The sequence below is a fragment of the Metabacillus sp. Hm71 genome (assembly GCF_051842955.2).
Taxonomy (GTDB): Bacteria; Bacillota; Bacilli; order Bacillales; family Bacillaceae; genus Metabacillus.
Genome location: NZ_CM200278.1, coordinates 2,254,479 through 2,278,886 on the forward strand (window position 1 = coordinate 2,254,479; position 24,408 = coordinate 2,278,886).

The following is a 24,408-nucleotide window of genomic DNA, read 5'->3' on the forward strand; positions in this document are numbered from 1 at the left end:
TTACATGGGTATTCGTGGAAATTAATAAATCTTGCTAGGTGTCCTTAACTCGGCTAATATGGTAAAGTTTAAGTTGTTAGTTAATTTTTATAGTTATTAGAGTAAGGAGCTTGATGATGAGCGAAAAAGTTATTTTTTTTGATATTGATGGGACGATTCTAGATCATAATAAGGAAATTCCCAAAACGACTAGAGAAACAATACAAAAACTTAAAAGTGAGGGCCATCATGTTGCGATTGCTACAGGACGTGCGCCTTTTATGTTTGAAGATTTGCGCAAAGAATTAAATATTCATTCATTTGTTAGTTTTAATGGACAATATGTTGTGTTTGAAGGTGAAGTCATATACGAAAACCCAATAAAAAAGGAAACATTAGAAAATCTTTTACAATTTGCTGACAAAGAAAATCATCCGCTTGTATTTATGAGTGCTGAAAATATGATGTCCACAACAGGCGAACATCCTCTAATAGAAGAAAGTATGGGTAGTTTGAAATTTACACAGCCTGAAAAAAATCGTAATTATTATCTTGAACGAAATATTTATCAAACGCTATTGTTTTGTGAAATCGGAGAAGAGGAACGCTACACGAAACAATATTCAGAGCTAAAGCTTATTCGCTGGCATGACGTTTCAACAGATATTTTGCCTGCAAATGGTTCAAAAGCTGAGGGGATTAAACAATTAGCGAAAAGATTGAATATCCCGAGAGAAAATATTTATGCTTTTGGCGATGGGTTAAATGATCTGGAAATGATCGAATTTGTAGGGACAGGAGTAGCAATGGGGAATGCGGTGCCATCCTTAAAGGAAATTGCTGATTTTATCACGAAGCCGGTTGATGAAGACGGCATTCAATTTGGCTGTGAACAACTGGGATTATTAAAATAAAAGAGGATAGCCCTTCTTATTTTTTATTAATAATAAAAAGCGCCTAGGCTCAACTTAGTTGGGTTTAGGCGCTTGTGCTTTTGTTCCACTTTAAGAAAGTATAAAATTTTGTACTTGGTTTTAGTGTCTAGCTCCAGCGCCTAGCCCCTCTAGGGTCTAGCCACTCATGAATTGAAGGCAAAGAACGCCTTCTATTCATGAATGACTTATTTGCCCTAGGCTGATCAAGGCGCTTGCACTTTTCTTATTAACGATCAATTGCAATTGCATTTTCTGGTTCTTGGAAAGGATTTGCTTCGTTGATGTGATCGTAGAACATAATACCATTTAAATGATCTATTTCGTGCTGAAAGACAATGGCTAATAGTCCTTTTAAACGAATATCAACTTGTTCACCTTCTAGGTTAGTTGCTTTAACCCGGATTCGAGCATAGCGGGGAACTATTCCAGGGACAGCACGATCAACCGATAGACAACCTTCACCACTTGTTAAATAACTTTTTTCTAAAGAGTGGCTTACAATTTTCGGATTGAACAGCGCATAGCTGTGCTGTTCTCCTTTTTCATCAACGACATGGATTGCGATCATCCGTTTCGAAATATTTATTTGTGGTGCAGCAAGGCCAATTCCAGGTCGCAGCCCATATTTTTCGGATTTTTCCGGATCTTGACTGTTTTTTACATAATCAAGCATCTTTACTAATGTTTCTTTATCTTTTTCTAAGGCAGGGATAGGTACTTCCTCTGCAACTTTTCTTAGTGTTGGATGACCTTCTCTAATTATATCTTCCATTGTAATCATGTTGTACACTCCTTTTAACAAACCAACTAATATTTTATTTTAACAAAACCAGTACATTAAAATCTTAAAATGGCCGTACTAGTGGATGTAACCTATATGTACTAAATTATTTCGGATATATAAGATTATATAAAAAGATCTGAAAAACGAAAAGAACATTAGCTTTATTAAATTGTATTATAAAATCAGTGATTAACAAAAAATATATGTCGACTCTCAAAAAATCATTCTTACCTAGAAGTAGTCCAATTTGATACTGGTATAAATGCTAGATACATTCATAAGATATAGTATTGCTCATATGAATAAGATTGTAAAAATTTGCAATTCGCATTATAGTAGAAATTGGTTGAACGTTAGGGGGAATATCATTGTTTTACTTTATTAAAAATACTTTTATACGTTTAGGTTTAGTAACATCGATTCTATTAATCTTACTTTCAGGTTGTTTTGGTCCTACACCTGAAGAAAATATTTACACAACATTAGAAAAGGTGGTCGAATTAGAAGAGCCGTTTCAAAAGCAGCAGCAACCGCTTCTAGAGCTTGAGAAGAAAGAATCCGATTTATATAATCAAATCATGAACCTCGGAATGAAAGAGTTTGAAAAAATTGTAGCTTTATCCAAAGAAGCTTACACCCTTGTAGAACAACGAGAAACGAAAATAGAGGCTGAACAAAAGAGTATAACATCCTCCAAAAAAGAATTTCAGGCTATAGCCGAGGAAATTGAAAAAATAGATGATGAAAATTTGCAAGAACAGGCAAATGAATTAAAAGCAATAATGGAAGAACGCTACAGCACATACGAAAGCTTATATGAAACGTATAAGGCCTCAATTTCTCTTGATAAAGAGCTTTATACGATGCTTCAACAAGAGAACTTAACACTAGAAGAGCTGGAAGCGCATGTAAAAAAAATTAATGATTCCTATAAAAAAGTTATGGAGCAAAATGAAAAATTTAATCAATTAACTGAGCAATATAATAAAATAAAACTTGAATTTTATAAAAATGCTGAGTTAAATGTTGAAGAAAACAAAGAATAATTTTCCTAAAGAGTCTGTCTCATGTCCATATGGTTTGAGTCAGGCTTATTTTAATTTGGAACAACATACAACGAATAGAAAAATAAAATTAAACATAAAATTAAATCTTAATTGTTTTGTTTTTACTTAAAGAAAAACTGTATCAATAATTATTGGTACAGTTTTTTCTTTTGTAATAATACAGTTGAGGTGAAGGAGGGGAATTCAAACGGAAGTTTTTTAATATTCTTTTTAAAAACCTTATACAAACTGATTGACGGACCTAAATCCATTGGTGTAAACTTGTTATGAATTAAAAGGGTTGTATTAGTTGACTATTAATAAAAACTGATACAGAATAAACCATAGAAGCTTTTTAAACCACATGATAATAGAGAAAGTTATAGACGATCTCTTTAGTGGTAAATAGTTAAGTAGGTTTGAATTCAAAAAAATGTGTCATCTCTCGCGATTTAGGGTAACCTAATGCTGTGCATTATGGAATTCTCTTACTAAATACTAATTTAGTTGAGGTTTGACAAGCATGCAGACTGAAAGCATTAGGACAGACAGTCAATGAATGTCCAATGAAGCTGCAAGCTTATATTACCTGAACAATCACTCTTAAAAAGGAAAGGAAGAGGTTATAAATGGCTGCAAAAACAAAAAGCGCTGTTGTAGACAGTAAAAAACAGTTTGAAGCGATTGCTAAGCAGTTTGAAACACTCCAAATTTTAAATGAAGAGGGTAAAGTCGTAAATGAAGCGGCGATGCCTGATCTTTCTGATGAGCAGTTAAAAGAACTTATGCGCCGTATGGTTTATACACGTATTTTAGACCAACGTTCAATTTCATTGAATCGCCAAGGACGCTTAGGTTTTTATGCTCCAACAGCAGGTCAAGAAGCTTCTCAACTAGCATCTCAATTTGCATTAGAAAAAGAAGACTGGATTCTTCCTGGATATCGCGATGTTCCTCAAATTATATGGCACGGACTGCCATTATATCAAGCATTCTTATTCTCCCGCGGACATTTCCATGGCAACCAAATGCCTGAAGATGTTAATGCTCTTTCACCGCAGATTATTATTGGTGCTCAATACATTCAAACAGCAGGTGTTGCTCTAGGATTGAAAAAGAAAGGGAAACAAGCTGTTGCGATTACATACACAGGTGATGGCGGAGCATCTCAAGGTGATTTCTATGAAGGAATTAACTTTGCTGGTGCATACAAGGCTCCTGCAATTTTCGTTGTTCAAAATAACCGTTATGCAATCTCAACACCTGTTGAAAAACAATCTGCTGCACAAACAATTGCACAAAAAGCAGTTGCTGCAGGTATCGTAGGTGTTCAAGTAGACGGTATGGATCCATTAGCGGTTTATGCAGCTGTTCGTGATGCTCGTGAGCGTGCCCTAAATGGTGAGGGTCCTACATTAATTGAAACATTAACATTCCGTTATGGTCCACACACTATGGCAGGGGATGACCCAACTCGTTATCGTACAAAAGAAACTGAAAACGAGTGGGAAGCGAAGGATCCATTAGTACGTTTCCGTAAATTCCTAGAAGATAAAGGCATCTGGAATGAAGAGGAAGAAAATAATACAATTGAACAAGCAAAAGAAGATATTAAAGAAGCGATTCAAAAAGCTGATAAATATCCAAAACAAAAGGTAACGGACTTGATGGAAATCATGTACGAAGAAATGCCTTATAACTTAAAAGAGCAATATGAAATTTACAAAGCAAAGGAGTCGAAATAAGCCATGGCACAAATGACAATGATTCAAGCCATCACTGATGCGATGCGCACAGAGCTAAAAAATGACGAAAACGTCCTTGTATTCGGAGAAGACGTTGGCGTAAACGGTGGCGTATTCCGTGCTACAGAAGGACTTCAAAAAGAATTCGGTGAAGATCGTGTTTTTGACACTCCGCTTGCGGAATCAGGAATCGGTGGTCTTGCAGTTGGTTTTGGTTTAACTGGTTTCCGTCCTGTTATGGAAATTCAATTCTTTGGTTTCGTTTATGAGGTAATGGATTCTTTAAATGGTCAATTAGCTCGTATGCGCTATCGTTCTGGCGGACGTTGGACAGCTCCTGTTACAATTCGTTCTCCATTTGGCGGATTCGTACATACTCCTGAGCTTCATGCTGATAGCTTGGAAGGTTTAGTAGCTCAACAACCAGGACTAAAAGTTGTAATTCCATCAACACCTTATGATGCAAAAGGACTGTTAATTTCAGCTATTCGTGATAACGATCCTGTTGTATTTTTAGAGCATATGAAATTATACCGTTCATTCCGTCAGGAAGTTCCTGAAGAAGAATATACGATTGAAATTGGTAAGGCTGACGTGAAGCGCGAAGGTACTGACCTTTCTATTATCACTTACGGTGCAATGGTTCATGAGTCATTAAAAGCTGCTGAAGAACTAGAGAAAGACGGCGTATCTGTTGAGGTTGTTGACCTGCGTACAATCAGCCCGCTAGATATCGAGACGATCATTGCTTCTGTTGAAAAAACAGGCCGTGCAATTGTAGTCCAAGAAGCACAAAAACAAGCGGGTATAGCTGCAAACGTTGTTGCTGAAATTACTGAGCGCGCAATCCTTAGCCTAGAAGCTCCAGTTCTTCGTGTTACTGCACCAGATACAGTATATGCATTTACTGAAGCTGAAAATGTATGGCTGCCTATTTATAAAGATATTATTGAAACTGCTAAAAAAGCGGTGAATTTCTAATACTAAACTGTACGTTTTTAGTTTATATCATAGGCTTACGTTATAGACATTGACGTTAAGCCCGATTTTTCTTGCATATTTTTAAAATCATAAGGAGGTAGAATGATTTGGCATTCGAATTTAAACTGCCTGATATTGGTGAAGGTATCCATGAAGGTGAAATTGTTAAATGGTTCGTTAAACCAGGTGACAAGGTTGAAGAAGATGATGTCTTAGCAGAAGTACAAAATGATAAAGCAGTTGTTGAAATTCCATCACCAGTTAAGGGTACTGTTACAGAGGTGAACGTTGAGGAAGGAACGGTAGCAACTGTTGGACAAACTATCATAACATTTGATGCTCCTGGATATGAAAACTTGAAGTTTAAAGGCGACCATGGTGATGATGCACCTAAAGCAGAAGAAAAAACAGAAGCACAGGTTCAGGCAACAGCTGAAGCTGGACAAGAAGTAAAGAAAGAAGAAGCACCAGTACAGCAAGAAGTTGACGTTGATCCAAATAAACGAGTTATTGCTATGCCTTCTGTACGCAAATATGCTCGTGAAAAAGATGTGGATATTCGTCAAGTTTCTGGCAGCGGCAAAAACGGCCGGGTTTTAAAAGAAGATGTAGACTCATTCCTTCAAGGCGGCGGTGTGTCTGAGGCAGCACCAGCAAAAGCAGAAGAGGCTCCAGCTGTTAAAGAAGAAAAACAAGCGAAGCCAGTTGCAGTTCCTGAAGGTGATTTCCCAGAAACTCGTGAAAAAATGAGCCCAATCCGTAAAGCAATCGCAAAAGCGATGGTTAACTCTAAACATACAGCTCCACACGTAACATTAATGGATGAAGTGGATGTAACAAACTTAGTTGCTCACAGAAAACAATTTAAAAATGTTGCAGCCGAGCAGGGTATTAAGTTAACATATTTACCGTACGTAGTGAAAGCTCTTACCTCTGCGTTGAAAAAGTATCCAGTGCTTAATACTTCACTTGATGATAAAACAGAAGAAGTTGTTCAAAAGCATTATTACAATATTGGTATTGCTGCTGATACTGAAAAAGGTCTGCTTGTACCGGTAGTAAAACATGCCGAACGCAAATCTGTATTTGAAATCTCAGATGAAATTAATGGACTTGCTACAAAAGCGCGTGAAGGTAAATTAGCTCCTAATGAAATGAAAGGTGCTTCTTGCACAATCACAAACATTGGATCTGCAGGTGGACAATGGTTTACACCAGTTATTAACCACCCAGAGGTTGCTATTTTAGGTATTGGACGTATTGCAGAAAAACCTGTAGTGCGTGATGGAGAGATTGTAGTAGCTCCGGTACTTGCTTTATCATTAAGCTTCGACCACAGAATGATCGATGGTGCTACTGCACAAAATGCTCTTAACCACATCAAGCGTTTACTTAATGATCCACAATTAATTTTAATGGAGGCGTAATCGATGGTAGTTGGAGATTTCCCAATTGAAACAGATACTCTTGTCATCGGAGCAGGCCCAGGCGGATACGTTGCAGCGATCCGCGCTGCTCAATTAGGACAAAAGGTAACAGTTGTTGAAAAAGCGACATTAGGAGGAGTTTGCTTAAACGTTGGTTGTATTCCTTCTAAAGCATTAATTGCTGCTGGTCATCGTTATGAAACTGCTAAACATTCCGAGGATATGGGAATCAAAGCTGATAACGTAACAGTAGATTTTTCTAAGGTTCAAGAATTTAAGCAAGGTGTTGTGAAAAAGCTGACAGGCGGTGTTGCTGGTTTACTTAAAGGTAATAAAGTTGACGTCGTTTACGGTGAAGCTTACTTTGTTGATAATGAAACAGTTAAAGTAATGGATGAAACATCTTCGCAAACTTACAAATTTAAAAATGTTATTATCGCAACAGGTTCACGTCCAGTTGAAATCCCTGCGTTTAAATATTCAAAACGTGTTATTGACTCAACAGGGGCTTTAAACCTTCCTGAAATTCCTAAGAAACTTGCTGTAATCGGCGGCGGGGTTATCGGAATCGAGCTTGGAAGTGCCTATGCAAACTTTGGTACCGAAGTTACTTTCATTGAAGCAGCAGATGATATCTTAGTTGGTTTTGAAAAACAAATGAGCGCTCTTGTTAAACGCGGTCTTAAGAAAAAAGGGGCTGAAATTCACACTAATGCTTCAGCTAAAAGTGTTGAAGAAAGCGAAACTGGCGTAAAAGTAACATTTGAAGTAAAAGGTGAAGAAAAAACAATTGAAGCTGATTACTTACTAGTATCAGTTGGCCGCCGTCCAAATACTGATGAGCTTGGATTAGAGCAAGTTGGTGTAGAAATGACGGAAAGAGGCATTATCAAAATTGATAAGCAATGCCGCACAAATATTCCAAACATCTATGCGATTGGAGATATTGTTGAGGGTCCACAATTAGCACATAAAGCTTCTTACGAAGGGAAAATTGCTGCAGAAGCCATTGCTGGAGAAAAAGCTGAAATTGATTATTTAGGTATTCCAGCTGTTGTATTCTCTGAGCCAGAGCTTGCATCTGTTGGTTATACAGAAGCAGAAGCAAAAGAGGATGGAATCGAAGTGGTTGCTGCTAAATTCCCGTTTGCTGCAAATGGACGTGCATTATCATTAAATGACACGGACGGATTCCTAAAACTTATCACACGCAAAGAAGATGGATTAGTAATTGGCGGACAAATCGCTGGTCCAAGTGCTTCTGACATGATCTCTGAATTAAGCTTAGCAATCGAAGCTGGTATGACTGCTGAAGATATTGCGATGACAATTCATGCTCACCCTACATTAGGTGAAATCACAATGGAAGCTGCAGAAGTAGCGATTGGTTCTCCAATTCATATCGTAAAATAAATGAAAAAGAGGCGACTCAATTTTATGAGGACGCCTCTTTTTGGATTTTTCTTTCATATGTTCGTTTTTAAGCAGTTGTCTCCAATTAAAGCGCAACTTTTCTTACCTTTTTAAAAAAAGCTGTCTTAAAAGGACAGGGCTATTTGTGACAGCTTCTTAGAGTAGAATAAGTGTGATTACTTGTTTGTTGATAGTGCCTTGGAAATAGGCTTCATTATTTCTTCCTTTGTTAGAAGGGCTCCTTCTATATGAACGATCACTTTATCCTCTTCAATGACAAGGAGAGAAGGATAGATGTCTACCTCAAAGTCATCATAATTACTATTTTCTGAGATGACCTTCATATTTTTAAAATCCTCAGGAAACTCTTTCTTAATATCTAATAATGCATCATAGTAGACTGCTTCACGATCAATATTTTCGTCATCCGAGAAAAATAATAGCTGCTTTTCTCTAGTCATTTCTTCATCGGGTTTAGTTTGTGAATATAAGACACCTTCACATGAAGAAAGGATAAAAACTGGAATGATGAAGGCAATGAGTATTGATCTTGTCATCCCTGCCCACCTCTTTATTATGGATAAAATAGGTCTAATTTAGTATGTACTCACAGAAACTTTAAGACTATTCCTCTTTCAATTCTGTTAAATTAAACCTATTTTATCATAAATATTGAAGTTTCTTCCTCTTGTCATCTATTTGTTACATAATTGAAAAATAAACCGTTTATCCTAGTTTTACATGTAATATACCCACTTTTTCTTTAGGTCAAATCGCTCTTTCTTTTGTGAAAGATGTAAGTTTCATTTTTTGTTTGCATAAACTTTTTATAGGTTTAGGTAAGGGGAGAAGGGGTATGAAGTTAATATTTGGGATGGTTTATTGTTGCCAGCTTCTTTTATGGAGTGGTTATAGTTTAGTAGGCTGGCTATCTAAGAAGGATAGTGTGATAGCAAAGGCCTTTTTGCTCCTTGTATTTTTCTACTTAGCATATTTGATTGCCTATACATGTTTGAAAACTAAGAAAGCAGCATTCCTCATCTCTTTAGCCAGCCTCATCATTTTTATGCTGGGAAAGCAAGTATATTTATTATTATTTGTTTAATCGAATGTTCTCAACAATTTCAAAGTAGCAAGTTAACAAGCAAAATATATGGATTGTTATATGAAAAAATTCTTCTACAGATTGAACTGAAGAGCAGTCTGTTGAAGAATTTTTTCAATTACTTGATTATCAATTAAATGATGAATATTATTAACGAAAAAAATAAATGTGTTATACAATTTAGTACTTGACGAATCAATTGTGACATATTATTATATAAATAACAAATCGTTAACCGCTTTCAAAGAATAAGAGACTTTGAGAGTAATAAATTTCATGATTGAAAAGGGGTATGGAGATGGGAACAATCGTTTGTCAACACTGCAACTCTACAATCGGTCATATTGAAGTAGAAAAAGTGACAACATTGTATGGAAAATGCAGTCATCATGATTGCAAAAAAGAAGAGAGTAAATTAAAAGTCAAATAAAGGGGTTTACTATATAGGATAAAATAAGGGGATAAAAAGCATGCGATTTTCAAGTTGCATGCTTTATTTTTTGTGTGTGAATGAATGCCATATGAAAGTAAGAAAAGCGCAAGGCGATTGCGCTTTTCTATTTATCGTATTGCCCTATGTTCTTTTATGACTCTGACCGTTTGTAAAGAAGGATCTTCAGGTCCTTGTACAGGTAATCCAACTTCAAGGTTTTTCGTAATATAAGTTAAATTATCTTCTGTGATGATTTCGCCTGGAATAAAAATCGGGATTCCTGGAGGATACACCATAATAAATTCAGCTATTATTCTTCCTGCCGATTCTTGTAATGAAACAACTTCAGTTTCCGCATAGAATGCATCGCGCGGTGTTAATGCCAATACGGGGATATCAGGTAATAAAATACGGGCTTTTGCTCCTTGCTCTTTATGTTGTAATTTAAATTGAGCTGAAAGATCCTGAAGGGCAGTGATGAGTGTATCAACATCTTCCTTTGTATCTCCTGGAGTTATGATGCACAAAATATTATATAAATCAGATAATTCGACTTCAATTTTGTATTTTTCACGAAGCCATTTTTCTACATCATATCCTGTTAAGCCTAATTCATAAACAGGGATAATTAATTTTGTCGGATCATAATCAAAGGTTGCTTTTGTTCCAAGAATTTCTTTCCCAATACAAGAAATATGATCGATTGCATTAATTTTTTCTCTTGTATAATTAGCTAATTCGATCGTTTTTTCAATTAACTCACGTCCTCTTGTAGCAAGCTGCTTTCGGGCTACATCTAAGGATGCTAACAACAAATAAGATGTTGATGTAGTTGTCATCATGCTTAAAATAGATTGGACGCGCTGGGGCGAAACTAATCCCTCTCTTACGTTCAGTACAGAGCTTTGCGTCATGGAACCGCCCAGTTTATGAACACTTGTTGCAGCCATATCAGCTCCAGCCTGCATGGCACTTAAAGGTAAATCCTCATGAAAATGAATATGAACACCATGTGCCTCATCAACTAATACAGGAACATGGTAGGAATGAGCAATTTCTACGATTCGTTTTAGATCAGCTGAAATACCGAAGTAAGTAGGGTTTATAACAAGTACCCCTTTTGCATCAGGGTGTTGTTCAAGCGCTTTTTCTACTGCATCTGTAGTGATTCCATGGGAGATTCCGAGATTCTTGTCAATTTCAGGATGGATAAAAATGGGTGTGGCACCTGAAAATACAATAGCAGACATAACAGATTTATGAACATTACGCGGGACAATTATTTTATCTCCAGGTCCACAAACAGCCATCACCATCGTCATGATGGCACCGCTTGTACCTTGAACAGAAAAGAATGTATAATCTGCCCCAAACGCTTCTGCTGCCAATTCTTGAGCTCTTTTAATCATTCCTTTTGGTGCATGAAGGTCATCAAGTGGACCAATATTAATTAAGTCTATTGAAAGGGCATTTTCACCGATGAAATTTCGAAATTCAGGAGCAATTCCCATCCCTTTTTTATGACCAGGAATATGGAATTGAATCGGATTTTTTTTAGCATGTTCGATTAAACCTGTAAACAATGGAGTTTCATTTTGCAACAAAGTTATTCCCACCTTCTTTATTTATCAATCGTTTCATGTTTGTCTAAATACCGTCTTTATAGATAAAGGTCACAGTTAACTTTCTACATATAGAAAGCTAGCTGCTGACCTTTTACTGTATATATATTGGTTAAAAGACTCAGATAGATTATGTCGAAAATTGTATCTTTATAAAAACAAATGAATTATACCTTTATCAATAGTGACAGTCAATAAAAATTACATGTTATTTTTTCAACAATTTAAACCATCCCATTTACAATCTCTATATCATCAGAAGAATGGCGGAAAAGTGTTTTCCCTTCGTTAAATGGCCATTACTTTTTAATGTTCTCATGAACAATCCCATTCATTCGTGAAGGATTTACTTAGATTATCTAGAATAAAACCTAAGTAGGAGGTATAAAGATGAACTGGAATACAAGGATAACAAAGCTTTTAGGAATACAATATCCCATCATACAAGGAGGACTGGCTTATTTGGCCTATTCTGATCTGGCTGCTGCTGTATCCAATGCTGGTGGATTAGGACAAATTACAGCTATGTCCTTAGGAACAGCAGATGCTTTAAGAAATGAAATTAGAAAACTTAAAGATAAAACGTCAAAGCCATTTGGTGTGAATTTTGCAATAGGACAGCATGGACACGGATATGAGGAATTAGTAGAGGTTGCGATTGATGAAAGTGTCCCTGTCATCTCAATGACAGGGGGAAACCCGGCGCCCATATTTCATATGCTGAAAGATGTTGATGTTAAAAAGCTCGTATTGGTAGCGGCGAAACGTCAAGCATTGAAAGCGGAAGAACTTGGTGCTGATGCCGTAATGGTTGTGGGACAGGAAGGAGGCGGCCACTTAGGAAGAAGTGACGTGGGGACAATGGTTTTAATTCCCCAGGTGGTAGATGTCGTCTCTATCCCTGTTATTGCTTCTGGAGGCATTGGTGATGGCAGAGGGTTAATGGCAGCGTTAAGCCTTGGTGCTGAAGGGATAGAGATGGGGACACGGTTTATTGCAACAAAAGAATGTGTTCATGCCCATCAAGTATATAAACAAACACTGCTAGAAAGTGATGAGAATGACACCGTCGTGATTAAGAGATCACTTGGAGCACCTGCAAGAGCGATTGCGAATAAGTGGACAGAAAAAATACTTGATATCGAAAAAAATTCAGGGGGTTATGAAGAATTAAAGGATTATATTAGCGGTGTTGCTAACAAAAGATATATATATGATGGTAAGATAGATGAAGGCTTTGCATGGGCTGGACAAGTTATGGGGCTGATCTCGGACATACCATCTGCATATGACCTAATCGCAAGAATGATTTCAGAAGCGGAAGCTATTAGGAAAGAATGGGCATAGGGCTATTATTTCGCTTCTTTAAAGAGAGTGAGGAAAAAATACATCATGGATTATCAATATCCGATCTCCTTGGACTGGAGTACACAAGAAATAGTTGATGTTATTAAATTTTTTGAATGCATTGAACATGCTTATGAAAAAGGAATTGAACGCAAACAATTAATGGCAGCATACCGTAGGTTCAAGGAAATTGTCCCAAGTAAAGCGGAGGAAAAGACGCTATGTAATGAGTTTGAAGAGGTTAGCAGGTATTCCTCTTATCGAGTCATGAAAAAAGCAATGGCTTCGGATGATGTTACGATTGTAAAAATGTAATACGAAAAATGTCCATGTTTAGATATGGACATTTTTATGTTCAAAAGAAAGCTTATATAAAGGAATAAGTGTTTGAAACGTTTCTCTTATCACTTTTACTAATTGATCTCCATCTTGTAAAATAGGCCGATCTGCATTGATATGACGTCCGATAAGGAATTCGGCTTTTTTTACATCCCTAAAGCGTTCGAGGGAGCTTTTTAAGTCAATTTCTCCTAGCGGTTTCGCATCTTTCTTTGTATGGTCTAAAGATACATAGAAATCATTACGAATGGAAGAAATGGTGTTGATATTATTTAAGAAAACTTCTGCGATGTTCTCTTTATTCGGTAATTCATAAATGAATGCGAGCCAGATAAAGAGGTGGTCGTCAAATAAACCGACTTGAAAATGCGGATGCTGCTTATATCCGCGTTTATTTGCTGCGATTGCTAACCATGTATCCTTAGGCGGATTTTTTGTTCTTCTTGCATGTTTCGCAATATGAAGATACATTTCAGTTTGTAATGATACCGATAATTCTTCGGTTAATACTTGTCCAATCTCAAGGAATTTAGGTTGAATCCTCGTGCGTATTGCTTCCATTCTCTCCTCAAGACCATCTATTGTAAACGTTTGGAAGTCCTCGGCAGTAAAACCATTAAAATTCATTGAAATAATTCCTCCTTAGCTGTCTTAAATGGATATGCATATCGTATCACAATGGAGTGCTTTCTATAAACTAAGATGTTTTATTTTAAACATTTAGTGGTAAGAAATAGGTAAATACACAATTTTCTTCTGGCAGTTCCAACTTTTTTTGGCTTCACATATTATATAAAAAAATCATTAAACACATTGATTGAATCTTTGAAATCATTTCATGATACCTAAATAAAATGAAAAGAGATAAAACGAAAGGGGCGGTAGAAAGATGAAACAAATTGTGAAAACCAGTGGTCAGAAAATCATTAACAATCGTATTGGGGTGTTAAGGCTTGAATTAGACTATGAGTTAGCCACCCTTTATGAAGCCATGCAAAATGAAGATACAAAGAAGAAAATAGAATGTAAACAAAGGCTTGAAAAGTTGCGAAAAGAGTGGATGAAGCTCCAAGCATAGCAGGAGATTCTAAGATCTGCAAACGAACCTCGTTAGGGTTCGTTTTTATCTGCTCGGGCGATAATTGATCAAACTTGCTTTCCTTTAAATCAATACAGTATCCTTATCATAGTGAATGATTTAATACATAGAAATGAGGTTGCTTTATGACGAATTGGAAGGACATTGATCAAAAGGCAAAAAAATGGGTTCAAGAAGCGGGAGAAAAAATACGTCAATCCTTTGAGTCCACACTATCCATCCAATACAAATCAAACCCCAATGATTTAGTAACAAATATGGACAAGGAAATTGAACAATATTTAATTGGGAAAATTCAAGACGCATACCCGGATCACCGAATATTAGGCGAGGAAGGGTATGGTGATGAGGTAACTTCTCTTGATGGGGTTGTATGGATTATTGACCCAATAGACGGTACGATGAATTTTGTTCATCAGCAGCGGAATTTTGCTATATCTGTTGGTATATACGGTGACGGTGTAGGATATATCGGCTTAATTTATGATGTGGTACATAATGAACTTTATCATGCTTTTAAAGGTGAAGGAGCTTATATGAATGACCTGCCTTTGCCTAAATTGGATGAGGTCAAGCTAGAAGAATCCGTAATAAGTATAAATTCAACATGGTTGATTGAGAATCCGCGAATTGATTATAACCGCTTAACCCCGATCGTAAAAAAAGCTCGCGGTACCCGTTCATATGGTTCTGCCGCTTTAGAATGTGCATATGTAGCTTCAGGCCGTTTGGATGCATATATGACAATGAGGCTTGCTCCTTGGGATTTTGCAGCAGGCATCATCCTGATTGAAGAAGTTGGCGGCACTACGTCAACAATGAACGGGGAAAAACTTGATTTGTTATCGAAAAATTCTTTCTTCGTTGGTGAAAAAAACCTTCATCAGCATATTTTAAAGGAGTATCTCCATAATTGAAGGAACTTTCATCGCGAACATTGGAAGTAGAAGATGTTGAGTTTCTTAAAGAAATCATAACTGCCAGTCCAGAATGGCAGCAGGAAGAATGTAAAGCTGAAGAATTGGATTTTTATTTAAATTCCTATAAGATGTATAATGGTGATTGGAAAATATGGAATTTAGGTGAAATGCAGGTAGGAGTTTCCTATGTCTTGGAATGGTCTCCTGCTAACGAAAAACCTTGGATCGGCACGATTTTAATACATCAAGCTTCACGCTCACAAGGATTGGGTAGAAGGATTTTAACGGAGATAGGGCTTGAACTAAAGCATAAAGGCCATAAAGTTTTATTTGCTGCATGTCCAATTAAGCAAGATTCATGGCTTCAATTTCTTGGAAAATGTGAATTTGAGCAGTTCAAAGTAGAAAAAGATGAAACCACGTCTAAAGAGTATATGATCACTTTAAAGCCTTTATCATAAGCTGCAAAAAAAATAGAATATGTCCAGTTATTCCAGAAGGAAAAGGTGAAAAAGCACTTTCCCTTCTGGAATATTTGTCTAATACCGTAAAAGGTGGTTTTTGGTTATCGTTATAAAATACCTTTTTCCCTCATTCTTTTTTTCAAAATAAAGCCAGTTGCCATTACAGCATTTAAACCAACTATTGCAAGCAGGATTCCAAGAATACTACGTTCCCCAATAGCAATTCCGATGCTTATCATACAAGCCGCCGCTAAAAAAGCAAATACTAGAAAAATCCACTTTCCAAGTCTCATTTATTCTTACATCTCCCAACATGCAAAAAAAATTATTTTCCTACTTCCTTTAGTTTACTTAAAATCATTCCGCTTTTCTAGATTGTTTATGGTATAATATCGAAGGTGATTTTCAAATTAATTAGGATGTTCAATCAGAATACTACAAGAATTTATGGCAAATCCTTTAGTATAGCCTATTTGAATATACATTTTAGGAGATGAAATTGTGAAACTTCGTAACGATATCCGTAACATAGCTATAATTGCTCACGTAGACCATGGTAAAACAACTCTGGTTGACCAGCTCTTACATCAATCAGGAACGTTCCGTACTAACGAACAAGTGGCTGAACGTGCAATGGATTCCAATGATTTAGAGCGTGAACGCGGGATTACAATCTTAGCTAAAAATACAGCAATCAATTATAAAGACACTCGAATTAATATTATGGATACGCCTGGTCACGCAGACTTCGGCGGAGAAGTAGAACGTATTATGAAAATGGTTGACGGCGTTTTACTTGTCGTGGATGCATATGAAGGCTGTATGCCGCAAACTCGATTTGTGTTAAAGAAGGCATTGGAGCAAAATTTAACACCAATCGTAGTTGTTAACAAAATTGACCGAGACTTTGCACGTCCTTCTGAAGTCGTTGATGAGGTATTAGATTTATTTATTGAGCTTGATGCAAATGAAGATCAGCTTGAATTCCCAGTTGTGTTTGCAAGTGCAATTAATGGAACTGCAAGCACGAGTCCTGACCCGGCTGATCAAGAAGAAAATATGGCAGCTCTATTTGATGCCATTGTTGAACATATTCCGGCTCCTGTTGATAACCGGGAAGAGCCGCTGCAATTCCAGGTAGCCCTGCTTGATTATAATGATTATGTTGGCCGTATTGGAATTGGCCGAGTATTTCGTGGAACAATGAAGGTTGGACAACAAGTTGCGCTAATGAAGGTGGACGGATCCGTTAAAAACTTCCGTGTATCAAAAATCTTTGGTTTTCAAGGCTTAAAGCGGGTAGAAATTCAAGAGGCTGTTGCAGGTGATCTTGTAGCTGTTTCTGGAATGGAAGATATTAACGTTGGTGAAACAGTATGTCCTGTGGAACATCAGGAAGCTCTGCCAATTCTTCGGATTGATGAGCCAACTTTACAAATGACATTTGCTGTAAATAATAGCCCATTTGCCGGAAGAGAAGGAAAATTTGTTACTGCTCGTAAAATTGAGGAGCGCTTATTAGCTCAATTACAAACAGATGTAAGCTTGCGAGTGGATCCTACTGATTCTCCGGATGCATGGGTTGTGTCAGGCCGCGGAGAACTGCATCTTTCCATCTTAATCGAAAACATGCGACGTGAAGGCTATGAATTACAGGTTTCAAAACCAGAGGTTATTGTAAAAGAAATAGATGGTGTAAGATGTGAGCCGGTTGAACGAGTACAGATCGATGTCCCAGAGGAACATACTGGATCTGTTATGGAATCAATTGGCGCACGTAAAGGTGAAATGCTGGATATGATCAATAATGGTAATGGTCAAGTACGATTGATCTTTAATGTACCTGCTCGTGGCTTAATTGGATACTCAACAGAGTTTATGTCATTAACTCGCGGTTTCGGTATAATCAATCATACATTTGATAGTTATCAACCAATGCAGCCTGGTAAGGTTGGAGGCCGCCGTCAAGGTGTCCTTGTCTCAATGGAAAATGGAAAATCTACAACCTACGGTATACAAGGTGTTGAAGATCGTGGAGTCATTTTCGTTGAAGCAGGTGTAGATGTATATGAAGGTATGATTGTTGGTGAACACACTCGAGAAAATGATCTGGTTGTCAATATTTGCAAAATGAAACAACAAACCAATATCCGCTCTGCAACAAAGGATCAAACAAGCACCATGAAAAAACCGCGCATTATGTCATTAGAAGAAGCTCTTGAATATTTGAATGATGATGAGTATTGTGAATTAACTCCGGAATCAATCAGACTTAGAAAGAAAATTTTGGACAAAAATGAACGGGAAAAAGCAGCGAAAAAGAAAAAATTAGCTGGGATCTAAAAAATAGAAACACCATTATCGTTTTAATGCATTAGAAAGAAAATAAAGCAGGCTGATTCAATATGGATTCAGCCTCTTTCTATCATTATTTGTATAAGGAGGAGGAAAAAATGGATATCACCGAAAGGTTGTCGTTTTTTCCAAGCTTATATAACGTTATTGAGCATCCAAAATTAGGAATGTGGATGCTGTATCTCACCATTCTCGCATTATCTATCGTTGTTTATAAGCTCGGATTTGCGAAAAAACTACCTATCATAAAATCAGCGATTATTTATCTCTTTTTAGCATTTGGATGTACCGTATTAACGTTCTTAGGAATATTTTTGCCGGTTGCGGAAGGGTTAGTAGTTGCTGCTCTTATATTAATCATTTATAAAATTAGGCTCCATCAATCCAAGAAACAAGAAGCTGAAAACATGAAATAAGGCTGTCTTAAAAAGGCTGACCTCTTCACTCAATATATAGAATTTCAAACTTTCGATATATTGTGTTTAAGGGAACAGACGCTTTTTAGACAGCCTTTTCATTTATCACAATCTTAACAGAAGGTGAATTTTTCAGAATGGTTTACCAGGAATCTTCAGACTTTTTGTCCTGATATAAGCGAAACTTCCCAGTTGCTATACGGGCATTTGTTTTTTCTCCGATTCGCTCATTGCATGGTTTGCACATGTATGTATGAATAGGGCGGTTTCTTAGACGCTTTGCCATTAACGTTTCATCATCAATCATTTCAACTTTATCACAAATAACACATTTTACTCTCATCATGCACCTCTAACAAAAAATATAGCAGGATAAAATCTGCTAATTATTAGTATATCACGTATTCATCAAAAAACCTTATTTCTACTTCATGCACATGGTGAAAAATGATTATAGCGAAAAAGCCTGTTAATAGTTGGATCAATTTTGAAAAAAAGGTATGATATGAGTATAAACGAAGAAAGGGAGGCTTGAGATGGCAAATAAGGTTGAAACAGCACTAATTGATCCTTTGTATGATTGTTTACAGAAAGAACGATTTGTAACAATAGCAACGATTGATCATGAAACAGGTTCTCCAAATGTCAGCGCGATCTCCTGGGTTTTTGCTCCGGATAGAGATCGAGTGTTTTTCGCTATCGATCAACGTTCAAGAATTGTTGAAAATATTAAAAAACATCCTGCCATTGTTTTGAGTCTAATTGCAAATGAATCGATCTATTCCATAAACGGAAATGCACATTTAAAAGAGGAGAGACTTGACCATGTACCACTCAAGCTAGCATTAATTGAACTAACGATTTCTGAGGTTCGAGATGCTATGTTTTATGGATCTAAAATAGCAACAGAACCGCAATATGAAAAAACATATGATGAAAAAGCTGCCGCTAAGCTAGATAAACAAGTATTAGATGCAATGAAAAGCAAAGCATAAAAAAGATGGACTGCCCAGAATACTGATGAACACTCTAAGAATAAGCACAGTTAACACCGATATTTGATTCTTTTCTTAGCTATTCACATCATATTGGTCAGTCCACTTTCATTCATTTGGCTTATTTAAGATTTGCTGCAGATCCCAGACACCCTGAAACCGAAAGCATGCTGTGAAAAGAAACAAAAAAATATTAATGATTAATGTTATTTTTTCAAATGATTATTAGACTGTTTTTCTTGGTTCTTTTCTAACATTTCTTCTTCATTTTGATTTAATTGATCATTATTTTGATTTGTTGGTTGTTTTTGTTGATTATCAAGGATTTCAGTTGGAACCTCAGGAACGACACGTCCAACAATTGCTGCTAATTCATCCAGGATACCAGCGATTGGGCGTCCTTCCTGAATTTCACGTCCCATTTCTCGAAGTCTTGCATTAGTGTCAGCATCTGCAATAACAATTGCATTGGCACCATATGGGTCATGCATTAAGCTTTCTGCAACAGTGTATTTAATTGATTCAACTTTATTGCGATCAAGATTTGAACTTACGTCAATCCCAACGACAGCAAAATTTCCTAAAACAACAGCGGTTGCATCATTTACCTGTGGTACTTTGCTGGCAAGTTCAACCAAATGATTTGAAATTTGTTGCCCGGTTTTTCGGTCTACCGTTTCGTCAACACTGTTTTTCACATGAATCGGTGTACCTTTATTGCTTTCATTATCGGTTTCAGGTGCACCTTGATTAACTGCACATCCAGTAAGTACAAAACCTGTTATCAAGAAAACAGCAAATAAATATCGCATAAAATCACTCCTTAAAAGTTAGGATCACATATATGAAGGTCCATGAAATGTAGGTTTTTTCTTTGCTTTTTAATTTTATTGTCTAATAAACCTTCTATCTTTATTCATTCTTTCATATATTTTAGCAACGCTTCATTCACAGCTTGACTTTTTTCACTACCTATTTGTTTCACTCCATTAAAAAATTGCAACGGAGTAGGAGGCGGAGGTTTGAGGAAGATTTATGTACTAGACACAAATGTATTGTTGCAAGATCCGAATTCCATTTTTTCTTTTGAAGAAAATGAAGTAGTCATTCCGGCAGTTGTTTTAGAGGAAGTGGATTCAAAAAAACGCTATATGGACGAAATAGGCCGTAATGCAAGACAAGTATCAAAACTTATTGATCAATTAAGAGAATCTGGGAAATTGCATGAAAAAATTCCTTTGCCAAATGGAGGGTCATTAAGAATTGAATTGAATCATCGATCATTCCATCAGCTTCAAGAAATCTTTGTTGAAAAAACAAATGATAATCGCATTTTAGCTGTTGCAAAAAATTTATCATTAGAGGAGCAAACAAAGGAAAATGGCCGAGCTGTTATTTTAGTTAGCAAGGATACATTAGTTCGTGTTAAAGCAGATGCAATCGGGTTAATCGCAGAAGATTTTCTTAGTGATCGAGTAGTTGAAATTGATCATATATATACGGGGTTCCTTGATTTGTATATAAGTGGTGAAAATCTTAATCGTTTTTACGAAAAAAATGAACTTGTTCTTTCTGAATTAACGAATCATCCTTTTTATCCAAATCAATTTGTTGTAATGAAGGACGCTTTAGGCGGTTCCTCATCAGCAATTGGCAAAGTCGATCAATCTGGAAAAAAAATTCAGCGTCTTGTTTTTGACCATGATCACATTTGGGGAATCCGTCCTAGAAATGTGCAGCAAACGATGGCATTGGAGCTTCTCCTTCGAACCGATATTCCATTGGTTACGTTAATCGGTAAGGCAGGTACGGGGAAAACATTGCTTGCCCTTGCAGCGGGACTGATGCAAACGGAAGATTTAGGTATTTATAAAAAATTATTAGTTGCCAGGCCAATTGTACCTGTTGGAAAAGATTTAGGGTTTTTACCAGGTGAAAAAGAGGAGAAGTTAAGGCCATGGATGCAGCCGATCTACGATAATTTAGAATACTTATTTAATACGAAAAAACCGGGAGAACTTGATGCGATTTTAGCTGGAATGGGTTCGATTGAAGTGGAAGCACTAACCTATATTAGAGGCAGAAGCATTCCCGAGCAAATTATTCTGATTGATGAAGCACAAAATTTAACGAAACACGAGGTTAAAACAATTTTAACTCGTGTAGGAGAAAGAAGTAAAATTGTGTTAATGGGAGACCCGGAACAAATTGACCATCCATATTTAGATGAATATAATAATGGTCTTACGTATGTCGTTGAAAAATTTAAGGATCAGCCAATCGCAGGTCATGTCAGACTTGTTAAAGGAGAGCGCTCCGGTTTGGCGCAACTAGCAGCCGATCTTCTATAATCCTGTAGGGATTGTTCATGTAATGGCAAAAGGGCGGTTTATCCGCCCTTATGAATGTAATCATCAAATAACATTAATTTCCTTTACATGCTTGATTGGCTCGGAAGCATTTGATCCATCGCCGAAATAAACATGAATTGGTCCATCTTCTTTTAATGGCTTACCTTTTATACTAAATCCTAATATAATGTCAAATGCTTCCTCAATCGGTACCGATATAGGTCCGCTATCTGTCATAAATTGTACGCTTGATGCTCCAGCCTGGATTCCTGCATTTTCTAGAAATGGCTTTAAAGGAATCCCGAAAGTTCCATTTAACACTTTTTGTTTTTCATATTTTTGTTCGGATTTTAAGGTAGGAGGGTAGATGGCCCCTTCACGTATTTCTCTTTCCCAATGCTTTGATACAGACTTTGTATACTCTTCAAGTTCATCTTTTATTTCTTGCTCTTGAATAAAATAGGTGGTTAAATCAACCTTTCTGTCATCGAAAATCCATACTCCTGGATCCAGTGTGATCTGATAGTCCACCTTGCCTTTAATCATAACGATTGTTTCCATTATATACACCCCTTACCACGCAAGTATAAGCTTTAATAATTAATTTGTCACTTGTTATGACAATGAAATTTCAAAGTTCATCTAGATTGATGCAATTTTAGAAGATTAAATGGTTTGTCCTTGCTTTTTAAACGATTTGGATTTAATATTAATACATAGAATAGGGTAATCGCTCGGAAACGGAGGGATTAAATTGGCGTCTGAGATTGCTGTTGATCATCGAGAAAAGGCACTTGCGGTTTTAAAGGCAGATGCTGATAAGATCATGAAATTGATTAAGGTCCAAATGGATAATTTAACGATGCCTCAATGTCCTCTTTATGAAGAGGTTTTAGATACTCAAATGTTTGGCTTATCTAGGGAAATAGACTTCGCTGTAAGGCTGGGATTAATTGAGGAACGTGAAGGAAAAGAGCTGCTCGATTCACTGGAGCGAGAGTTGTCTGCATTACATGATGCATTTACAGCCAAATAAAGATTCAAAACTCAAACTAACATCAAGTAAGTTTGAGTTTTTTTATTTTACGTGAAATCATTGTTTAAAAAAGTACTTTTAAACGGTGAAAGATTAAGTAGGTTACAGTGCCATCAGATTAAAAGCACTAATTGTTGAATTTAACAAGCGAGTTTCACAACGCCTTTTAAATAAAGCGAGTAGAAAAGAAATATGGATGAAATATATTTGTAATGTTAATTATTCCTGATAAATGTTATGTTTTTAAAGGAATTTCATTTTTACAAAGCGAAGATATAGTAAAATAAAAACAACATAGAATAAACCCCATGATTAGATAAGGAAGAGATAATGATGATTAAAAAAATTCTAAAATCCTATGATTATTCATTAATATTAGCAATTATATTATTGTGTGCTTTTGGACTTGTTATGGTCTATAGTTCAAGCATGATAACAGCTGTTGCTCGTTACGGATTTGAGCCGGATCATTTTTATCAACGACAAAAACTGGCTCTGCTTGCTGGTGGATTGGCATTTATTGCCATGATGATTTTTCCATATAGAGCATTCTTAAACAGCAATATTTTAAAGCTTATTGTCTTTGGATCAATTGGCTTATTGGGATCTTTATTTTTTATCGGTCATGTTGCAGGTGGTGCACAAAGCTGGATAAGACTTGGGGGAATGAATCTTCAACCAGGTGAATTTGTCAAGCTTAGTGTCATTATTTATTTAGCAGCAGTTTATGATAAAAAACAATCATACATAGATGAGTTTGGCAGAGGGGTTTTGCCTCCGCTTATATTTACAGGGGTCATTTGCTTTTTTGTTTTAATACAGCCTGATTTTGGTACAACGTTTATTATAGCAATGATTGCTGTATGCATGATCATTTCTTCTGGGATGGCCGTTAAGAGTATAGGTAAACTTATTTCTCTTGTTTTATTATTCGGTGTGCTAATGTCTCCTTACATCATTTGGAAAGGTATTTTTAGTAAGGAGCAACTAAGCCGTTTTGTTGGAGTAGCTGATCCATTTGCCCATGAAGGTGGAGCAGGGTATCAATTGGTTAATTCCTTCTATGCTATTGGTTCAGGTGGACTTACAGGATTAGGATTGGGGCAAAGTGTACAAAAGTACGGATATTTGCCAGAATCACATACAGATTTTATTATGGCAGTCATTGCTGAGGAGCTAGGAATATTTGGTGTATTATTCGTATTGATTCTTCTTTCTTTTATTGTATTGAAAGGTTTTTCAATTGCTAGGAAATGTCAAGATCCTTTCGGTACATTGCTTGCAGTTGGTATTTCTAGTATGATCGCGATTCAAGCGCTGATTAATTTAGGGGGGCTTACAGGGTTAATTCCTATTACCGGTGTTCCACTGCCGTTTATCAGTTATGGCGGTTCTTCGATCCTTCTATTACTTATTTCAATGGGATTGTTAGTCAATGTTTCAATGTTTACTAATTATCGTGAGACTTATCAAAAACCAGTTCCGCAAACAACCCAACCTGCTGCTGTGGTCAAGCCAATCCAACAAAAACGCAATTCTTCTATACGTTAAAGCAAAAAAATATTATGTTGCATTTTTGGTTAATGTGTTATACTATTTTTTAAAAAATGATGATG

Annotated in this window: 27 protein-coding genes; 19 read left to right on the forward strand and 8 right to left on the reverse strand. The window is 36.5% G+C overall.

The annotated features are described in order from the left end of the window. Positions 1–116 precede the first annotated feature (116 nt). Positions 117–893, forward strand: a complete 777-nt coding sequence (locus ACSVDH_RS10600) for a Cof-type HAD-IIB family hydrolase (protein ID WP_299086842.1) — start codon at positions 117–119, stop codon at positions 891–893. Between the two features lie 247 nt (positions 894–1,140). Here the strand turns inward: ACSVDH_RS10600 and def are convergent, their stop codons facing one another. Further along, complete coding sequence (def, locus tag ACSVDH_RS10605) at positions 1,141–1,695, reverse strand: peptide deformylase (RefSeq protein ID WP_439249396.1); 555 nt, start codon at positions 1,693–1,695, stop codon at positions 1,141–1,143. A 371-nt stretch (positions 1,696–2,066) separates the two neighbouring features. Between def and ACSVDH_RS10610 the strand changes: the two genes are divergently transcribed. From ACSVDH_RS10610 to lpdA, 5 genes are all read left to right on the forward strand, one after another. Next, positions 2,067–2,744 (forward strand): YkyA family protein, encoded by a 678-nt coding sequence (locus ACSVDH_RS10610; RefSeq protein ID WP_439249397.1) that lies wholly within the window; start codon positions 2,067–2,069, stop codon positions 2,742–2,744. Between the two features lie 629 nt (positions 2,745–3,373). After that, entirely contained in the window at positions 3,374–4,489 is a 1,116-nt protein-coding gene (gene pdhA, locus ACSVDH_RS10615) for a pyruvate dehydrogenase (acetyl-transferring) E1 component subunit alpha (RefSeq protein ID WP_299086848.1), read from the forward strand. A 3-nt stretch (positions 4,490–4,492) separates the two neighbouring features. Continuing rightward, complete coding sequence (locus ACSVDH_RS10620) at positions 4,493–5,470, forward strand: alpha-ketoacid dehydrogenase subunit beta (protein ID WP_299086850.1); 978 nt, start codon at positions 4,493–4,495, stop codon at positions 5,468–5,470. Positions 5,471–5,577: 107 nt separating this feature from the next. After that, complete coding sequence (locus ACSVDH_RS10625) at positions 5,578–6,897, forward strand: dihydrolipoamide acetyltransferase family protein (RefSeq protein ID WP_299086852.1); 1,320 nt, start codon at positions 5,578–5,580, stop codon at positions 6,895–6,897. 3 nt (positions 6,898–6,900) lie between these two features. Next, the gene (gene lpdA, locus ACSVDH_RS10630; RefSeq protein WP_299086854.1) at positions 6,901–8,310 is read left to right on the forward strand and encodes a dihydrolipoyl dehydrogenase; all 1,410 of its coding nucleotides are present in this window, start codon (positions 6,901–6,903) and stop codon (positions 8,308–8,310) included. 176 nt (positions 8,311–8,486) lie between these two features. Here the strand turns inward: lpdA and ACSVDH_RS10635 are convergent, their stop codons facing one another. Then, the gene (locus ACSVDH_RS10635; protein ID WP_299086856.1) at positions 8,487–8,867 is read right to left on the reverse strand and encodes a hypothetical protein; all 381 of its coding nucleotides are present in this window, start codon (positions 8,865–8,867) and stop codon (positions 8,487–8,489) included. Positions 8,868–9,166: 299 nt separating this feature from the next. Here ACSVDH_RS10635 and ACSVDH_RS10640 point away from each other — a divergent pair, with 299 nt between their 5' ends. Together ACSVDH_RS10640 and ACSVDH_RS10645 are read left to right on the forward strand one after the other, a co-directional pair. After that, positions 9,167–9,415: a hypothetical protein gene (locus ACSVDH_RS10640; RefSeq protein WP_439249398.1), complete on the forward strand. Its 249-nt coding sequence runs from the start codon at positions 9,167–9,169 to the stop codon at positions 9,413–9,415. A 298-nt stretch (positions 9,416–9,713) separates the two neighbouring features. Then, positions 9,714–9,845 carry a GapA-binding peptide SR1P gene (locus tag ACSVDH_RS10645; protein ID WP_299086860.1) on the forward strand — a complete coding sequence of 44 codons (132 nt, stop codon included), beginning with the start codon at positions 9,714–9,716 and terminating at the stop codon, positions 9,843–9,845. 131 nt (positions 9,846–9,976) lie between these two features. Here the strand turns inward: ACSVDH_RS10645 and ACSVDH_RS10650 are convergent, their stop codons facing one another. Beyond that, positions 9,977–11,452, reverse strand: a complete 1,476-nt coding sequence (locus ACSVDH_RS10650) for an aminotransferase class I/II-fold pyridoxal phosphate-dependent enzyme (RefSeq protein ID WP_439249399.1) — start codon at positions 11,450–11,452, stop codon at positions 9,977–9,979. Positions 11,453–11,860: 408 nt separating this feature from the next. On the opposite strand from ACSVDH_RS10650, the gene ACSVDH_RS10655 reads away from it, so the two are divergent. Together ACSVDH_RS10655 and ACSVDH_RS10660 are read left to right on the forward strand one after the other, a co-directional pair. Then, positions 11,861–12,817, forward strand: coding sequence for an NAD(P)H-dependent flavin oxidoreductase (locus tag ACSVDH_RS10655; protein WP_439249400.1), 957 nt, complete (start codon positions 11,861–11,863; stop codon positions 12,815–12,817). A 45-nt stretch (positions 12,818–12,862) separates the two neighbouring features. Then, entirely contained in the window at positions 12,863–13,132 is a 270-nt protein-coding gene (locus ACSVDH_RS10660) for a UPF0223 family protein (protein WP_439249401.1), read from the forward strand. 18 nt (positions 13,133–13,150) lie between these two features. Here ACSVDH_RS10660 and ACSVDH_RS10665 read toward each other — a convergent pair whose 3' ends face one another. Beyond that, positions 13,151–13,783 carry a YktB family protein gene (locus tag ACSVDH_RS10665; protein ID WP_299086868.1) on the reverse strand — a complete coding sequence of 211 codons (633 nt, stop codon included), beginning with the start codon at positions 13,781–13,783 and terminating at the stop codon, positions 13,151–13,153. Between the two features lie 262 nt (positions 13,784–14,045). On the opposite strand from ACSVDH_RS10665, the gene ACSVDH_RS10670 reads away from it, so the two are divergent. The 3 genes from ACSVDH_RS10670 to ACSVDH_RS10680 all read left to right on the forward strand — a co-directional run bounded on the left by ACSVDH_RS10670 (position 14,046) and on the right by ACSVDH_RS10680 (position 15,636). Further along, positions 14,046–14,234, forward strand: a complete 189-nt coding sequence (locus ACSVDH_RS10670; RefSeq protein WP_299086870.1) for a YkzI domain-containing protein — start codon at positions 14,046–14,048, stop codon at positions 14,232–14,234. 146 nt (positions 14,235–14,380) lie between these two features. Continuing rightward, positions 14,381–15,172, forward strand: a complete 792-nt coding sequence (locus tag ACSVDH_RS10675; protein ID WP_439249402.1) for an inositol monophosphatase family protein — start codon at positions 14,381–14,383, stop codon at positions 15,170–15,172. Continuing rightward, positions 15,169–15,636 (forward strand): GNAT family N-acetyltransferase, encoded by a 468-nt coding sequence (locus ACSVDH_RS10680; protein ID WP_299086874.1) that lies wholly within the window; start codon positions 15,169–15,171, stop codon positions 15,634–15,636. Before ACSVDH_RS10675 ends, ACSVDH_RS10680 begins: the two co-directional genes overlap by 4 nt. 110 nt (positions 15,637–15,746) lie before the next feature. Here the strand turns inward: ACSVDH_RS10680 and ACSVDH_RS10685 are convergent, their stop codons facing one another. Then, positions 15,747–15,932 carry a YlaF family protein gene (locus tag ACSVDH_RS10685; RefSeq protein ID WP_299086876.1) on the reverse strand — a complete coding sequence of 62 codons (186 nt, stop codon included), beginning with the start codon at positions 15,930–15,932 and terminating at the stop codon, positions 15,747–15,749. A gap of 208 nt (positions 15,933–16,140) precedes the next feature. Here ACSVDH_RS10685 and typA point away from each other — a divergent pair, with 208 nt between their 5' ends. Continuing rightward, positions 16,141–17,982, forward strand: a complete 1,842-nt coding sequence (gene typA, locus ACSVDH_RS10690) for a translational GTPase TypA (protein WP_299086878.1) — start codon at positions 16,141–16,143, stop codon at positions 17,980–17,982. 110 nt (positions 17,983–18,092) lie between these two features. Further along, on the forward strand, positions 18,093–18,410 hold the full coding sequence (locus tag ACSVDH_RS10695; RefSeq protein WP_299086880.1) for a YlaH-like family protein: 318 nt from the start codon (positions 18,093–18,095) through the stop codon (positions 18,408–18,410). A 142-nt stretch (positions 18,411–18,552) separates the two neighbouring features. On the opposite strand, the gene ACSVDH_RS10700 is transcribed toward ACSVDH_RS10695, so the two are convergent. Then, positions 18,553–18,753, reverse strand: a complete 201-nt coding sequence (locus tag ACSVDH_RS10700) for a YlaI family protein (RefSeq protein ID WP_299086882.1) — start codon at positions 18,751–18,753, stop codon at positions 18,553–18,555. 193 nt (positions 18,754–18,946) lie between these two features. Between ACSVDH_RS10700 and ACSVDH_RS10705 the strand changes: the two genes are divergently transcribed. Further along, entirely contained in the window at positions 18,947–19,405 is a 459-nt protein-coding gene (locus tag ACSVDH_RS10705; RefSeq protein WP_299086883.1) for a pyridoxamine 5'-phosphate oxidase family protein, read from the forward strand. Positions 19,406–19,611: 206 nt separating this feature from the next. Here ACSVDH_RS10705 and ACSVDH_RS10710 read toward each other — a convergent pair whose 3' ends face one another. Beyond that, positions 19,612–20,217 (reverse strand): YhcN/YlaJ family sporulation lipoprotein, encoded by a 606-nt coding sequence (locus ACSVDH_RS10710; RefSeq protein WP_439249403.1) that lies wholly within the window; start codon positions 20,215–20,217, stop codon positions 19,612–19,614. 210 nt (positions 20,218–20,427) lie between these two features. Here ACSVDH_RS10710 and ACSVDH_RS10715 point away from each other — a divergent pair, with 210 nt between their 5' ends. Next, positions 20,428–21,756 (forward strand): PhoH family protein, encoded by a 1,329-nt coding sequence (locus ACSVDH_RS10715; protein WP_299086886.1) that lies wholly within the window; start codon positions 20,428–20,430, stop codon positions 21,754–21,756. Positions 21,757–21,819: 63 nt separating this feature from the next. Here ACSVDH_RS10715 and ACSVDH_RS10720 read toward each other — a convergent pair whose 3' ends face one another. Further along, positions 21,820–22,317: a molybdopterin-binding protein gene (locus tag ACSVDH_RS10720; protein WP_439249404.1), complete on the reverse strand. Its 498-nt coding sequence runs from the start codon at positions 22,315–22,317 to the stop codon at positions 21,820–21,822. A gap of 193 nt (positions 22,318–22,510) precedes the next feature. On the opposite strand from ACSVDH_RS10720, the gene ACSVDH_RS10725 reads away from it, so the two are divergent. Beyond that, entirely contained in the window at positions 22,511–22,792 is a 282-nt protein-coding gene (locus ACSVDH_RS10725; RefSeq protein WP_299086889.1) for an Fpa/YlaN family protein, read from the forward strand. A 333-nt stretch (positions 22,793–23,125) separates the two neighbouring features. Then, positions 23,126–24,343, forward strand: coding sequence for an FtsW/RodA/SpoVE family cell cycle protein (locus ACSVDH_RS10730; protein ID WP_299086891.1), 1,218 nt, complete (start codon positions 23,126–23,128; stop codon positions 24,341–24,343). Positions 24,344–24,408 lie beyond the last annotated feature (65 nt).

Coding starts and splice junctions, on each gene's coding strand:
- pdhA (WP_299086848.1), top strand. CDS start 3,374: ATGGCTGCAAAAACAAAAAGCGCTGTTGTAGACAGTAAAAAACAGTTT.
- ACSVDH_RS10730 (WP_299086891.1), top strand. CDS start 23,126: ATGATTAAAAAAATTCTAAAATCCTATGATTATTCATTAATATTAGCA.
- def (WP_439249396.1), bottom strand. CDS start 1,695: ATGATTACAATGGAAGATATAATTAGAGAAGGTCATCCAACACTAAGA.
- ACSVDH_RS10665 (WP_299086868.1), bottom strand. CDS start 13,783: ATGAATTTTAATGGTTTTACTGCCGAGGACTTCCAAACGTTTACAATA.
- ACSVDH_RS10675 (WP_439249402.1), top strand. CDS start 14,381: ATGACGAATTGGAAGGACATTGATCAAAAGGCAAAAAAATGGGTTCAA.
- ACSVDH_RS10705 (WP_299086883.1), top strand. CDS start 18,947: ATGGCAAATAAGGTTGAAACAGCACTAATTGATCCTTTGTATGATTGT.
- ACSVDH_RS10635 (WP_299086856.1), bottom strand. CDS start 8,867: ATGACAAGATCAATACTCATTGCCTTCATCATTCCAGTTTTTATCCTT.
- ACSVDH_RS10700 (WP_299086882.1), bottom strand. CDS start 18,753: ATGAGAGTAAAATGTGTTATTTGTGATAAAGTTGAAATGATTGATGAT.
- ACSVDH_RS10710 (WP_439249403.1), bottom strand. CDS start 20,217: ATGCGATATTTATTTGCTGTTTTCTTGATAACAGGTTTTGTACTTACT.
- ACSVDH_RS10645 (WP_299086860.1), top strand. CDS start 9,714: ATGGGAACAATCGTTTGTCAACACTGCAACTCTACAATCGGTCATATT.
- ACSVDH_RS10670 (WP_299086870.1), top strand. CDS start 14,046: ATGAAACAAATTGTGAAAACCAGTGGTCAGAAAATCATTAACAATCGT.
- ACSVDH_RS10620 (WP_299086850.1), top strand. CDS start 4,493: ATGGCACAAATGACAATGATTCAAGCCATCACTGATGCGATGCGCACA.
- ACSVDH_RS10640 (WP_439249398.1), top strand. CDS start 9,167: ATGAAGTTAATATTTGGGATGGTTTATTGTTGCCAGCTTCTTTTATGG.
- ACSVDH_RS10600 (WP_299086842.1), top strand. CDS start 117: ATGAGCGAAAAAGTTATTTTTTTTGATATTGATGGGACGATTCTAGAT.
- lpdA (WP_299086854.1), top strand. CDS start 6,901: ATGGTAGTTGGAGATTTCCCAATTGAAACAGATACTCTTGTCATCGGA.
- ACSVDH_RS10655 (WP_439249400.1), top strand. CDS start 11,861: ATGAACTGGAATACAAGGATAACAAAGCTTTTAGGAATACAATATCCC.
- ACSVDH_RS10660 (WP_439249401.1), top strand. CDS start 12,863: ATGGATTATCAATATCCGATCTCCTTGGACTGGAGTACACAAGAAATA.
- ACSVDH_RS10685 (WP_299086876.1), bottom strand. CDS start 15,932: ATGAGACTTGGAAAGTGGATTTTTCTAGTATTTGCTTTTTTAGCGGCG.
- ACSVDH_RS10720 (WP_439249404.1), bottom strand. CDS start 22,317: ATGGAAACAATCGTTATGATTAAAGGCAAGGTGGACTATCAGATCACA.
- ACSVDH_RS10695 (WP_299086880.1), top strand. CDS start 18,093: ATGGATATCACCGAAAGGTTGTCGTTTTTTCCAAGCTTATATAACGTT.